Source organism: Trichocoleus sp. FACHB-46 (assembly GCF_014695385.1).
Classification (GTDB): domain Bacteria; phylum Cyanobacteriota; class Cyanobacteriia; order FACHB-46; family FACHB-46; genus Trichocoleus.
Genome location: NZ_JACJOD010000050.1, coordinates 1 through 13085, shown reverse-complemented (window position 1 = coordinate 13085; position 13085 = coordinate 1). Strand labels below are relative to the sequence as shown.

General features: G+C 49.5%; 9 protein-coding genes and 4 tRNA genes. 6 read left to right on the top strand and 7 right to left on the bottom strand.

From position 1 onward, the window contains the following. The first annotated feature begins 475 nt into the window (after positions 1 to 475). Entirely contained in the window at positions 476 to 1027 is a 552-nt protein-coding gene (locus tag H6F72_RS25165) for a GNAT family N-acetyltransferase (protein ID WP_190442072.1), read from the top strand. Here the strand turns inward: H6F72_RS25165 and H6F72_RS25160 are convergent. The 5 genes from H6F72_RS25160 to H6F72_RS25140 form a co-directional block, all read right to left on the bottom strand. Continuing rightward, positions 1024 to 1296, bottom strand: a complete 273-nt coding sequence (locus H6F72_RS25160) for a hypothetical protein (RefSeq protein ID WP_190442071.1) — start codon at positions 1294 to 1296, stop codon at positions 1024 to 1026. The genes H6F72_RS25165 and H6F72_RS25160 overlap by 4 nt on opposite strands. A gap of 146 nt (positions 1297 to 1442) precedes the next feature. Continuing rightward, positions 1443 to 1919, bottom strand: a complete 477-nt coding sequence (locus H6F72_RS25155; protein ID WP_190442070.1) for a suppressor of fused domain protein — start codon at positions 1917 to 1919, stop codon at positions 1443 to 1445. Between the two features lie 468 nt (positions 1920 to 2387). Then, on the bottom strand, positions 2388 to 2954 hold the full coding sequence (locus tag H6F72_RS25150) for a site-specific integrase (protein WP_190442067.1): 567 nt from the start codon (positions 2952 to 2954) through the stop codon (positions 2388 to 2390). Positions 2955 to 3164: 210 nt separating this feature from the next. Next, positions 3165 to 5306, bottom strand: a complete 2142-nt coding sequence (locus tag H6F72_RS30480) for an ATP-binding protein (RefSeq protein ID WP_370527562.1) — start codon at positions 5304 to 5306, stop codon at positions 3165 to 3167. 226 nt (positions 5307 to 5532) lie between these two features. Next, positions 5533 to 6254, bottom strand: a protein-coding gene (locus tag H6F72_RS25140; RefSeq protein WP_190442063.1) for an IS1 family transposase whose coding sequence is annotated in 2 segments (ribosomal slippage) — positions 5533 to 5954 and positions 5954 to 6254 — 723 coding nt in all. Because the reading frame shifts where the segments join, the coding sequence is not laid out codon by codon here. 157 nt (positions 6255 to 6411) lie between these two features. On the opposite strand from H6F72_RS25140, the gene H6F72_RS25135 reads away from it, so the two are divergent. From H6F72_RS25135 to H6F72_RS25115, 5 genes are all read left to right on the top strand, one after another. Next, positions 6412 to 6486 (top strand) — tRNA-Val (locus H6F72_RS25135). A gap of 5 nt (positions 6487 to 6491) precedes the next feature. Continuing rightward, positions 6492 to 6588: transfer RNA gene (locus H6F72_RS25130), tRNA-Arg, on the top strand. After that, positions 6588 to 6659: transfer RNA gene (locus H6F72_RS25125), tRNA-Ala, on the top strand. Before H6F72_RS25130 ends, H6F72_RS25125 begins: the two co-directional genes overlap by 1 nt. A gap of 29 nt (positions 6660 to 6688) precedes the next feature. Beyond that, a tRNA-His gene (locus H6F72_RS25120) sits at positions 6689 to 6763 on the top strand. A 100-nt stretch (positions 6764 to 6863) separates the two neighbouring features. Continuing rightward, positions 6864 to 9062, top strand: coding sequence for an ATP-binding protein (locus H6F72_RS25115; RefSeq protein WP_190442061.1), 2199 nt, complete (start codon positions 6864 to 6866; stop codon positions 9060 to 9062). Positions 9063 to 9194: 132 nt separating this feature from the next. Here H6F72_RS25115 and H6F72_RS29805 read toward each other — a convergent pair whose 3' ends face one another. Together H6F72_RS29805 and H6F72_RS25090 are read right to left on the bottom strand one after the other, a co-directional pair. After that, the gene (locus H6F72_RS29805) at positions 9195 to 12470 is read right to left on the bottom strand and encodes a PAS domain S-box protein (RefSeq protein ID WP_242017126.1); all 3276 of its coding nucleotides are present in this window, start codon (positions 12468 to 12470) and stop codon (positions 9195 to 9197) included. Beyond that, a complete protein-coding gene (locus H6F72_RS25090) occupies positions 12467 to 12757 on the bottom strand; it encodes a helix-turn-helix domain-containing protein (RefSeq protein ID WP_190442059.1) in 291 nt (96 codons plus the stop codon). The genes H6F72_RS29805 and H6F72_RS25090 overlap by 4 nt, the downstream gene beginning before the upstream one ends. Positions 12758 to 13085 lie beyond the last annotated feature (328 nt).

Sequence of the window (13085 nt, the reverse complement as noted above, 5' to 3'; positions counted from 1 at the left end):
CCAAGTGGGGTATGACGATGCCTCGCACTTCAACCGGGAGTATAAGCGGCTCTTTGGTACGCCACCGATGCGCGATGTGGAACGGCTGCGAGAAGCAGCTAGGGAGACTGTTAGTTCAATCTGATCTCCTCAAGCTAGATGGTGCTCAATCGATCCTGTATCATGCCCATCATTGATGAGTTTGTAACCACAGCTATGTTAATCAGACACCAGGAGCATTGTGGCATCGCGATATTCACAGAACCCAAGGTTTAGGAAACCGCAATCAACCCTTCTACTTCTTGAGCGTCAGATATTAGGCGATCGCTTTGGAGCGTTGGGGAGGTGATGAGGTTGAACGGTTTTATTTGGGAGGCTTGACATCACTAACTCATAGTCCTGTGAACTCGGCTTGTGAGGCAGTTTCAGCCTAAAAGGTAGGGGCGGGTGATGGGCAACGTTAGGCGGCTTTCACAAGAGCAGAAGGATAACACTAATGCAGAGTCAGAACCTACATTTTGAGCCACTCACTGACGCCCATGCCGACGAACTCTTTTCTATTTTGACCACACCCTCCGTCCTTGCTTTTATTGATCCAAATGAAAATCCACCGACTATAGAGGAGTTGAGGACAGAGTACGCTGCCTGTTCTCACGGCCCTGTGGTTTTAACAACGCCGACTGAGCAATGGTTCAACATGGCATTACGGTTAAAAACTCCTCCCTCTCCAGTGATTGGTCGGCTGGAGGCGACAGGATATGGGGAGTGGGGTGAGATCGCCTATTTGTTAGGTGAAGCTTGGTGGGAAAAGGGATTGGCATTCGAGGCGATGCTCTGGTGGCACGATTACCTTGCTGCTGTTGCACCAGGAACCGAATGGTGGGCCACTGTACATCCAATGAATCAGCGGAGCATTCGGCTCCTGAAACGTCTTGGGTACAAGGAAGTGGACGCAAATCAGCGCCCAAAACTTTATTCTTACGATGTAGGAGATTGCTGCTTTGTCCAATCCGCCCAGACAAAGGAGAATAAGGAGACTACTATCTAACAATCTGCTTGCCCACCGACCGTATTGGATTGGTTGATTGAGTCTGAAAATCTAAGCGAGCGGTGAAGCGGGTCGTTACCACCTCCGTGATTGCCGAAATGACTAAATTCGGCATTGTTGTACTTGCGATCGCTTAATCTCCCACCAGCTTGAGGCGTACTACAAAAAGCACGCCAGTATTCGTTTTCGGCAATGTTTGCAAAAAAAACATATAACACCTCCTCGCAAACCGAAAAATCAAGAGGGGCGATCGTTCGTTGCGAACCCACACGCAGGGTGATGTGGGAAGGGAAGGTTAAATGCCTTCCTCGACCCGATTAGGAAGCGTCACCAGTGCCAATTGACCTATGCCGTATTTAATCTCTTTAATGCTCTCAAAGAGGCTTAATTCATACCACATGCACATTACTTAGAGTTAGGTAGGCAGTTGGGCAATAGCCCGCCATAGGTCATGGATATCAACCTCCTGCTCTTCGAAGATTTCCAACAATGACTTCCGACCTTGCTGGACCGCGTACACCCGCTCCTGAGGATAGAGCGGTATCACCCACAGCAAGTGTGTGTGTTGCTCTAGATCATGATGCACGTAATCAGTCTGCTCCTCAAAATCTGGGCGGATAATCAAGATATCAGTCAACGGTGACTGGGCAACAATCCCGTTGCCATCACTGCCGTGAATCGTGTGGCCATTGCCAAAATAGGTTTGGTACACAAAGGGATACAGGGCCAGTGCTCCGATACTGGGAACAAGATCCTCGTCAGCTTGACTTGTCATTACCAATAATTCCATATGCATAGGTTTGCCGTCGGGGATGAACATTGGCTGGTGACGCGCGCCTAGAGTTGCATAGACCCATGTCTCTGGAGCAGAAAACGAAAAGACGTATACCAAAAAAGGTTAGAGGGGTACAGCGGCAGGATGCTCAAATCGATGACACTCTCGTAGTTCGCCCCATAACTTAATGTAATGGTTCAGAACTTCCTGGTCCTGTTGACTCATGTCCGCTCTATCCTCTTATAGAGATGGGGTATTACATTGTTAGGACCGAGGTACACTCCTAACTATTGTTTAGACAGAATTGATTCAGGCTAATCACCTCTATAGGGTAGATAGCCTGAATCAATTCCGCTTAATCCTTCAAGTCGGACATTAGCCCGAAAAGTTTTCTGTATAATACGCCTGATTTTGGGAATTAGCCCGAGTTCTTCAGCGTTTCTTCCCTCTGTTTTCGCCTTTTATTCTGCTTAATCTCCCAGAAATGGGATTAGACGGAATTCAGGGTGCTGGCATGGAACTACAACATCGAAAATTATTAGATCCAGTCCAAGAAATCGACTGATTCACTAAGCTGTCAATACTTCAAAAGTTTAGAGAAGCGATCGCCCCCTCCAGTTGCAGCTCTGACACCTCCAGATACCGTTGAAGGGCTTGCCAGCTGCGGTGGCCTGAGATTTCCTGAATTACCCGCAGCGGCACCCCTGCACTACTCATCTGGGTTAGAGCAGTTCGCCGAAAACTGTGGGTACTGACTCCCACCAGCCCCAAGCGATCGCACGTCTCCCTAAGAATCTCATCGGCTGACTTAGGATTGATGTGCTCGCGCCCATGTCGTCCGGGGAACAGATATTGCTTGCCCACCCCACTCCGGTACGTCTCCAGGTAGCCCTTGAGAACCGAGTTCACAGGGATTTGCCGCGTCTCCTGCTTCCGCCTGGTGTTGGCCTTGCGCAAGGTAATCTTCATTCTGACCCCAGCTGCGTCATAAGCATCTGTGGTGAGCATCGAGCAAGCTTCACTAATGCGACATCCCGTGTAGAGGCAGATGCCGAAGAGGGCACGATCGCGATCGCCCTCAAATGCCTCAAACAATTTTGCAATCTCGTAGAGAGTTAAAACCTTAGCTTGCCCATGACCGTCTACCTTCATCGAGCAGCCTCAACATTTACCTGAAGTAATCATACTTTCTTCAGGTAAAAGGGTCAAATCATTGCTGCACCGTTGTTACATCCCATCGAGGAAAAGCAATTAATCCCAGCTTATTAATCGCTTCCTTCCTAAAATGGGTGGAACCCTGATTCTGTCGTTGACTGATAAGTTTTGCTTAATTCCTTGGCTCTGTCAGCGTCACCTTTACCTCTAAATTGCTGAAGGGACTGGTTGCTGCAAAGGAATCCGAATCCTGAACTCAGTTCCTTCTCCAGGAGTTGAAAAACATTCCAGTTTGCCGTTATGTTTCCCCGTGATGATCTGATAGCTGATAGACATCCCCATGCCAGTCCCTTTGCCCAGCGCTTTCGTCGTGAAGAAGGGGTCAAAGATACGTCGTTGCACCGCTTGAGGAATGCCAACTCCATTGTCCGCGATCACCACTTCTATCCAAGCTGCATCAGCCATTGATGTGCGGATGGTGATGCGACTGGGATGGTCTTTCAGCTCTTGATACGTGTGCTTGGCGTTGTTCTCTTCGATCGCATCAATAGAATTAACTAAGATGTTCATAAACACTTGGTTGAGCTGCCCGGCGTAGCATTCAATGAGGGGTAACGTCGCGTAGTCTTTAATAATCTCGATTTCTGGCCGCTCGGATCTGGCCTTGAGACGATGTTGCAGAATCAGCAGCGTGCTGTCGATGCCTTCATGAATATCCACAGCCTTAAATTCCGCTTCATCCATACGTGAGAAGTTGCGTAAGGACAGAATAATCTGCCGAATGCGATCGGTTCCTAGCTGCATCGAAGTCAGTATCTTGGGCAGGTCTTCTTGCAAAAACTCCAGGTCCATCTCTTCCGCTGCTGTTTGAATCTCAGGAGTAGGATGAGGATAGCATTGCTGATACAGTTGGATGAACTCTAGCAAGTCTTCAGTGTAATCCTGTACATAAGTCAGGTTGCCGTGAATGAAGTTGACTGGGTTATTGATTTCATGAGCGACTCCAGCCACGAGTTGTCCTAGACTCGACATTTTTTCACTCTGCACCACTTGAGCCTGGGACCGCTGCAATTCTGCCAAAGTATGTTTGAGTTCAGCCGTGCGTTCCTCGACTCGCTCCTCTAAGACTTCCTTGCTGTGCTCTAAAGCTGTGAACAGCTCCCTCAGCCGTCCTGCCATGTGGTTGAAGGAGTGAGACAGCGTATTAAGTTCTTGAATATTGCTGGGTTCTACCGCTTGCTCTAGATTGCCCGAGGCCATCGCTTCACTGGCTTGATTCAGACGCAGAATTGGATGAACCAGCCAACGAGAGGTGAAAAAGCCCAGGATAGAGGCAACCGCTAATGCACCAAAACAAAGCGCGATCGTGGTGCGTGTGTTCGCATTAATTTGCGCCATAAATGCACTCTCAGGCACACTCACCACCAATAGCCAGTCCAAGCCATATTCATCACGCCAGGGCATCACATTAACAAAATGCTGTTCTCCTTGTACCTCCAGCTTAAAGTCTGCGTCTTGAGCGATGGTTTGAAATTTATTGGAAGTTTGAAGGTGTTTAGCAATGGTTTGAACAACGGCATTGGGGCTCTCAATTGCTTGCAATCGCTGCACCTGGTCCTTGACTAAAGTAAAGGGCTTTTCTATCCCAGAGTTCGCGATTAGAGCACCATCCCGCTCGACCAGAAAAACTTGTCCAGATTTGCTGATATCTAAGCCACGTAAAAAATCACTCAGTTTCAGTAAATGGATTTCGGTGCCAATCATGCCGAGTAAACGATTTTGCGAATCGTAAATTGGCCGAGTGGCAGCAGCTGTGATGTATGGACTGTCAGAAAGATTTGCTGTGTAGATTTTTCCCCAAATAGGCTTCCCTGCCGCAATCGGCTCAGTGTACCAGGGTTGCTTGAGACTATCGTAATCCCAACGGGCGTTAAGCTTCGTCTGATTCCCTTGACTATCCGTGGCGTAGTTGTAAAGATTTTTGGGCAGTTGAGCTGTCCATTCCTCACGCGTGATGTTTTTATCATAGTGAGCGACTCCAAATCCCTGTCCGCTTGTCAGTCCAATCCCGGTATAAGTCAGGTTGTATACCTGCATCTGATCCCAAAAGTGCTTTGCCACAGCCTCGCGATCGCGCACATCCAGAGTGCCTCTACGGATGGCATCTGCATTCATCCGGTTCAGCATTTGAGGAATAGCGAGATAAGACGTTAGGCGTTCGTTGACCACATCGCTGGAACGATCAATTAGCTGTTCGGCCAAGTCATTGACTGCTTTCTGGCCGTTCTTGAAGGACAAATAACCAACGAGACCCACAGCTCCAAAAATCTGAAGTACGAAGGGCACCACAAGAACGATCTGTAGTGGAAAGGCCTGATTTCTTGGGGACTGTCGGAGCTTCATTATAAAAAGGGAAATCTTACATTCATCTCTCGCTTGTTTATAGAATTCCCACAACTGCATCCGGATAACTAGAGACCTGATGCAGTTGTGATACTCAGTAGAGCGGTTGTTCCGGAAGAATTCAAGTTCCACGTTTCACGGCACTAGTTCCAAGCTAAAATAAGGGGTAGTCCTAAATAGGTAAGGATGCATTGTAGTGATGAACAAAGTACCAAACTGCACCAATATGGTTCTCTAACTTCTTGGAAAACGATAACGTCCTTCTCACTAAGCGGGACACTCGTTGGCGCAAGGTGCAGTTAAAGCGCTCAATATAACTGGTTTTACCACTCTCTTTGCCAACACTCTGATGCCGCTTGCGGGGAAACACCTCATCATAAGCAGACCAGAAATCAGTGTAGGAAACAGCACACTGGCGATAAACCCCTGGCAGAGCATTCCATAATCCTTGCGCGCCCTCACGGCCCCGATTGCCGACATAGACCCCGACAATTTCTCGGGTCTTAGCATCTAGAGCCAACCAAATCCATTGCTTATTACCTTTGTGAAGCACGAAAGACCACATCTCGTCACACTGGATTGTTAGCTTCCCCTTTTTTTAGCCTGCACCTTCACCTGTCGGGACACGGCTTGATATTTCTCATTGACATAGTGCTGGAGCCAAAGCTCTGAAACGCCTGCGACTCTGGCAATGCCTGCTAAAGGAATCTTCTCTAACAGCAGTTTGTCGATTAGCATCTTGGTCACTGGGTCAATGACCTTGTTTTGGGGATCTTGCACAAACTGCCTGCCACAACTACGGCACTTGTAGTTCTGTTTGCCGTTATGGATTTTGCCATTCTTGACGATATGAGTTGAGTCACAAGCAGGACAAGCAGGTAAAGAGGCAGACATGAATCATTGATTTAACTTCATCTTCCCCATCCTTACATCTTTAGGACTACCAAATAAGGTAGCCTGACTCGCGATCGCCATTAGTGTCGAAGCGTTTCTTTCACTCTCCAAGAGGAACAAGATGGCATAGAGTTAGACTCTCACCATTCGCTCTCGTAGTCCTGTAGCTCAACGGTGGAGCATCTGTCCTACAAACAGAGGGTTGCAGGTTCAAATCCCATCAGGACTACCAATCATGGGAGTGTTGCCTAACGGATAAGGCAACTGTCTTCTAAACAGTTTTATGCAGGTAATGCCTTCGGCAACGCTCCGCGAACGACTCCTGCCACTCTTGGAACCATAGCTCAACTGGAAGAGCGTCCGCCTTGCAAGCGGAAGGTTAGGGTTCGACTCTCTGTGGCTCCACTGTGACTGTTGGCGAAGCCGCTCCCTGCGTAGCTACCCGAAGTGGTGGAGGGGATGGTTTGTGACACCAGTGTTAGCGAGTTCAACCCTCGTCAGTTCCCCCACCTTAGAATGGCAATTGTCTGTGCCCGCTTCAACCAAGTTATTTGTGTGGGTGTCAAGGGAATTTTATCAACAACTAGATGTAAAATTCCCTTGCCGATAATGAAAATTCAGCAGTTCCTCCGAGGTAAGGCGTTTCCATTACAACTTGTTCTCGTCGTTCCCTTCGTCCTCCAGATTTTTACAGCTGTGGGTCTCGTCGGTTATTTGTCTTTCAAAAACGGACAGAGCGCGGTCAATGACTTGGCAGAACAGTTGATGGCTCGCACGAGCGATGTTGTGGATGAACACTTGAAGTCCTATCTGGCAATTCCCCACGCCCTCAACCAAATCAATGCAGACGCTATCCGTCGGGGAATTTTGAAGGTGGGCGATCGTGAAACCGTTGGTAAGTACCTCTGGGATCAGGTTCAGGCTTATGACGTAACATACATCGGTATTGGTTTACCTACAGGTGGGGGAATCGCAGCGGCTAGTTATGACGGCAAAACTACCACTATCGATGATTGGACGACTGAGCCGTCTAAAACCAATACCAACTACGCTACGGATACGCAAGGCAATCGCACTCAGGTTAACGCTACGTGGGATTGGGATAATCTCACCGAACCTTGGTATACCGAACCCGTTGCGGCTGGTAAACCTATTTGGGCAAAGGTTACTACTTCAAACCTTCCAACGGGCCCCTACATTGCTGCCTCTGCTAGTCGCCCTATCTACGATTCGCAAGATCGCTTGCTGGGAATGATTGCGGTTGATATCCACCTGTTGAAACTTAGTGATTTCCTCCGTGATTTGAATATCAGTCAGTTTGGGCAAATATTCATCATGGAGCGGGACGGCACCTTGATTGCTAACTCTGGCACAGACAAGCCCTTCACATTCATTGACGGGAAAATTCAACGGTTGCGGGCGATCGATAGCTCTGATCCCATTGTCCATACCATTGCTAAACACCTCCAAAGGTCTGACGGGCCTAAATTCATTGCCCAAAACAAAGACTTTCAACTTGATGTTCAGAGAAAAAGGAATTTTATTCACGTTGTGCCCTGGCGCGACGGCTATGGCTTGGACTGGTTAATGGTCACGAGTGTGCCAGAAGATACATTCATGGCACAAATCAATGCCAATACGCGCACCACGATCGCGCTCTGCTTCGGGGCCTTGGTGGTTGCCACTGGCCTAGGCTTGTTCACCTCTCGTTGGCTGGTTCATCCGATTCTCCGTCTGAATCAAGCTAGTGAAGCGATGGCCTCTGGTAATCTAAACCAGGCAGTAGCAGCCAGCAATATTCAAGAACTCAATACGCTGTCCCGCTCCTTCAACCACATGGCAGGACGGCTGAGGGAGTTGTTCACAGCTTTAGAGCACGGCAAAGAAGAATTGGAAAACCGGGTCGAAGAACGCACGGCTGAACTCAAACATGCTTTGGCAGAATTGCAACGGACTCAGGCTCAAGTGGTGCAGAGCGAGAAAATGTCGAGCCTTGGGCAGCTCGTGGCTGGAGTGGCTCATGAAATCAATAACCCAGTTAACTTCATTCACGGCAATCTCAGCCATGTGCAGGAGTACACGGAGGATTTATTAGAATTCGTGCAGCTGTATCAGCAGCATGATCCCAACCCTGCTCCTGAGATTCAATCAGTAGCTGAAGATATCGATCTAGAGTTTTTGCAAGCAGACCTACCAAAAATGCTGGCTTCGATGCGACTGGGTACTGATCGCATTCGCCAGATTGTCCTATCGTTGCGAAATTTCTCTCGCATGGATGAAGCTGAATTCAAAGCGGTTGATATTCACGAAGGGATTGACAGCACCCTGATGATTTTGCAACATCGCCTCAAAGGTACATCCGAACGACCAGACATTGAACTGGTCAAAGACTATGCTGAACTACCGCTCGTAAAGTGCTATGCCGGACAGCTCAACCAAGTGTTTATGAACATCTTGGTCAATGCCATTGATGCGATCGAGGAAAACAACGCCAAACGCACTTATCAAGAGCTGAAAGACCATCCTAGCCGTATTACCATCCGCACATCAATGGCTGATGCTGCTTCGATAGAAGTAGCGATCGCGGACAACGGCGTGGGCATGACGCAAGCGGTGCAAAAACGTATCTTTGACCCCTTCTTCACGACTAAAGCGCTGGGGAAGGGTACAGGGATGGGGATGTCGATTAGCTACCAAATCATTACCGAAAAACACATGGGTAGACTGGAGTGCATTTCAACCCCAGGCAGGGGCACTGAATTCGTGATTCGAATGCCGCTCCGCCAATCAGGGCGGCAAGCAACTTAGCGGCTCATCGTCTCTCTATCGCTCTTCACCAGGGCGATCGCGCTGTGAGAGCTTGATCACTGAGTTATGTAAAGACTGCCTGTATATAGCTCAACTCAAAGCACGGGTAAACGTAACACTCCTCCAAGGCAATTAGAAGCTTAGAGACGCGATCGCCCTCACTAACACTTCTGGCTCCACAGGCTTTGTGATGTGAGTTTGAAATCCGGCCCGAAGTGCCTGCTGTTGATCCATTTCTGTAGCATAGGCAGTCAGGGCAATGGCTGGAATCATGCCACCTTGATGGGAGGGGCGCGATCGAATTTGCTGGAGCAGCATGTAACCGTCCATCTCAGCCATGCCAATGTCACTCACCAACACATCCGGAGTGGATTGGTCTAGTGCTTGCAATGCTTCTAGGCCAGAAGCAACAGCTGTTACCCTGGCTCCACTTTGTTCCAACACAAAAGCTTCAAACTCACGCGTATCTGGCTCATCATCCACTAACAAAATTTGAACGCCCTCTAGCCGCAGGCTTGCATCTATTTTGGGTGGAACTGGGTCAGATATGAACGGTGCTATGTGCATCGTTGGCAATTGCACAATGAAGGTTGCGCCTTGCCCTTCGCCCTGGCTCTCTGCCTGCACTGTGCCTCCGTGCATCTCAACAATTTGCCGCGCGATCGCCAGTCCTAATCCCAACCCACCAAATCTGCGCGTGGTAGAACCATCCTCTTGGAGAAAATACTCAAACACGTTAGGCAAAAACTGCGGATGAATGCCTTTGCCCGTGTCAGTGACTCGAACTTGCACCAGCTGATCGAGTTGCCGCAGTTCAACGGTGACTTGTCCGCCACTGGGTGTGAATTTAACGGCATTGGTCAGCAGGTTCCAGATCACCTGCTGTAACCGGGCGTCATCTCCAGAAACAAGGCCAACTTCCGGGGCAAAATCCAGGATGATTTGAATATTTTTTGCTTCTGCGGCTAACCGCACGGTTTCTACAGCCGCAGAAATGATAAAGGTCAAACTAATGGGCGCTACGGTTAGAGATAATTTGCCCCGCATGATGCGAGAGATGTCAAGCAAATCTTCGATCAATTGCGTTTGGAGTTTGGCATTTCGTTCAATGGTTGCCAAGGCTTCCCTTTGACGAGTTGCATCCAGTTTGCCAGCCTGGAGTAATTGAGTCCAACCCAAAATCGGGTTGAGGGGCGATCGCAACTCATGGGACAGCACCGCCAGAAATTCATCTTTGATCCGATTGGCGTTCTCGGCGGTTTCTCGGGCGATTTGTTCTCGCTGGAAAAGTTGTTCTCGCTCAGCCTGGGCGCGTCTAAACTCTTCGATGTCTGTGCTTGTGCCAAACCACTGCACAATTTGTCCCTGGTCGTCCCGAATGGCGATCGCCCGCGCGAGAAACCAATGATAGGTCTGAGCCGCTCCATGTTTCAAGCGAAATTCAGCTTGATAGGGTGCCCCTGTCACCAGCGCCATCTGCCACAGAGCGATCGTGGCCTCAAAGTCATCAGGATGAATCATTTGAGTGGCACAGTGGATGTCTTGAATCTGCTCTAGGCTCAGCCCGGTGTAAGTTATCCATTGCTGGTTCACATACTGCGTGTTGCCTTGAGCATCAGTGATCCAAACCTGTTGCGGCATGGCATCCGCGAGTTGGCGAAATTGCGCTTCCCGTTGCAAAAGGGTAGCTTCTGCCTGCTTGCGCTCGTGGATATCCACTGAGGCACCGAACCAACGGATGATCTCGCCTGTTTGCGGGTCTCGGTAAGGCTCAGCGCGCACCAGAAACCAGCGATAGCTTCCCGTGGCAGAGCGAATCCGCTGTTCGACCGAGAACACGCTGCCGATGCGTAGCGCTGCGTTAAACGCCGCCATTGAGTGATCGCCATCGTCTGGGTGCACAAAGCTAGCCACGGCCTCGGCTGCTGCCATCGGTTTGTAAGGAACGCCTGTATAGTCGCTCCATTGCTTGTTGAAGAACTCAAGCTGCCCTTGGGCATCCGTAATCCAAACGATTTGCGGGACGACATCGGCCATGAGTCGGAACCGTTGCTCGCTCTCACGCAGCGTGGCTTCGGTTTGTTTGCGTTCGCTAATGTCGGTAAAGATGACCGCTACCTGGCGCATTGTGGCATCACCGACCCGCGACACCAAAACGTCGAGCCAGCGATCGAGCGCGTCTATTCGCTCTTCAGTGCGGATAGACTCACCTGTGTGAATGACTTGGGCGTAAAGGTCATTCCAATACTGTTCCAGCCCCGGTACGAATTCACTTGCTGTTTTGCCCTCTGGGTTGGCAATCCCGGTCTGCCGCTCAAAGGCTGGATTCGCTTGCAAAACGCGGTGATCAAACGGCTTGTCCTCGGCATTGAAGAGCACTTCAACCGTGCAAAAGCCTTCGTCGATCGACTCGAACAACCGGCGATAGTGTTCTTCAGACTGACGCAGGGCAAATTCTGTCTGTTTACGAGCAGTGATATCCACCGCCGTTGCATAAAGCACTTGTTCCTCCAAGTGGGGCTGCGCTCTCCAGAGCAACCAGCGGTAGGAGCCGTCTTTGTGCCGATAGCGGTTTTCAAAGGCAAACGTTTCGTTTCCCGATAACACGCTGACGCTTTCCGCGACAGAAGCGAGGATATCGTCTGGATGTAGGAAATCAGTCCAGGGGCGAGATGTCATTTCCTCAGGTGTCCAGCCGAGAATACGCTCAAAAGCCGGGCTGACCCAGTGGAAATACCCGTGGCTGCTCATAATCACCTGCAAATCTGACCCGACGGCAAGAAAGCGATCGCGTTCCTGCTCAACTTTTTTGCGTTCAGTGATGTTGGTAAACAAAACGGCAAACTTATTGTCTTGCGGCTCACCGATGCAAAAAGCGTTGACATCAAACCAACGATCTAGAGCACTTGCGTAATTCTCGAATCGAGCAGATTCCCTACTTTGTACGACTCTGCCATAGATTTCAACCCAGTAAGCTTCCAGGTTGGGAGCGAGTTCCCGCATCCGTTTTCCTGTGGCTTGCTTCAATCCGGTGAGGTGTTCAAACACTGGATTCACTTCCAGAAAGCGGTAATCAGCGGGTTTACCGTTTTCATCAAATAGCATTTCACAGATGCCAAAGCCCTGATCGATTGACTCAAATAACGTCTGGTATTTTGCTGCGGAGTCGAGCAGTGCATCCGTTTGGATGAAATTTTGCGACGGTACCGATGCTTGCGGCACCTGTTCAGATTTTTGAGCTTGATTGAGTTCAGCCAACCGACTCTGCACCGCTGTTTTCAAACTCTCTGACCAGGTTTCGACCCCCCCCAGTGGCGTTTGCGACCAGTCATACGAGCTCAGGACTGTTTCCGCCTCACCACCTCCAAAGGGATTTTTGGGCATCTCCGGGTGTTCCTCTCCCCTCATGCCTTTAGCTTCCTTGAGGGAAGGTATTTTCCTTGGATTGCCTGACTGCATTCCCGTAAAGCTCCATCAGGTGACTCAACCAACTGGTTTAGCAAGAGTTCAATTTGTCTGAGTGCTAAGGGGGAAGGGGTGGCATGTCCGTTTTCCCAACGATTGATGGTGGGAAAGCTGACTCCGAGTTGCGCGGCAAACTTCTCCTGGGTCAGCTTCAAGGTTTGGCGGAGTTCCCGAATCAGTTGACCAATGGCAGGTTGTTCGACCCCTAAATAGTCCTGATGAAAAGCCACAGCGCTCACAGTTTATAAAGTTCTTTGTTTATGAGCTTTGGCTAGTTCTGGTGAGAAATCATCCCCCTCCTGATGGAGGCTTCTAACCATAGCCAGTTCTGTTGATAAAACATTAATGGACTGGGGGATTGAGCGATCTCCATGACCATCTCTGAAGCCTATCCCTACCAAACCCAAGCGATCGCTGATGACGAACTCAGGCAGCAAGGCCTATCAAAAAAGCGATTATCTTGATTGTCAAGCCTGAGTTGCTCCATTGGCTATCAGAGGTGGTTGCCAAGAAGTTCCAGCTCGAATCATGGCATTGAGGATGCGCAGCAACTTATGC

Bases quoted from the DNA above. Each gene is read 5' to 3' on its own strand.
- H6F72_RS25115 (WP_190442061.1), top strand. From the start codon at position 6,864: ATGAAAATTCAGCAGTTCCTCCGAGGTAAGGCGTTTCCATTACAACTT.
- H6F72_RS29805 (WP_242017126.1), bottom strand. From the start codon at position 12,470: ATGAGGGGAGAGGAACACCCGGAGATGCCCAAAAATCCCTTTGGAGGT.
- H6F72_RS25165 (WP_190442072.1), top strand. From the start codon at position 476: ATGCAGAGTCAGAACCTACATTTTGAGCCACTCACTGACGCCCATGCC.
- H6F72_RS25150 (WP_190442067.1), bottom strand. From the start codon at position 2,954: ATGAAGGTAGACGGTCATGGGCAAGCTAAGGTTTTAACTCTCTACGAG.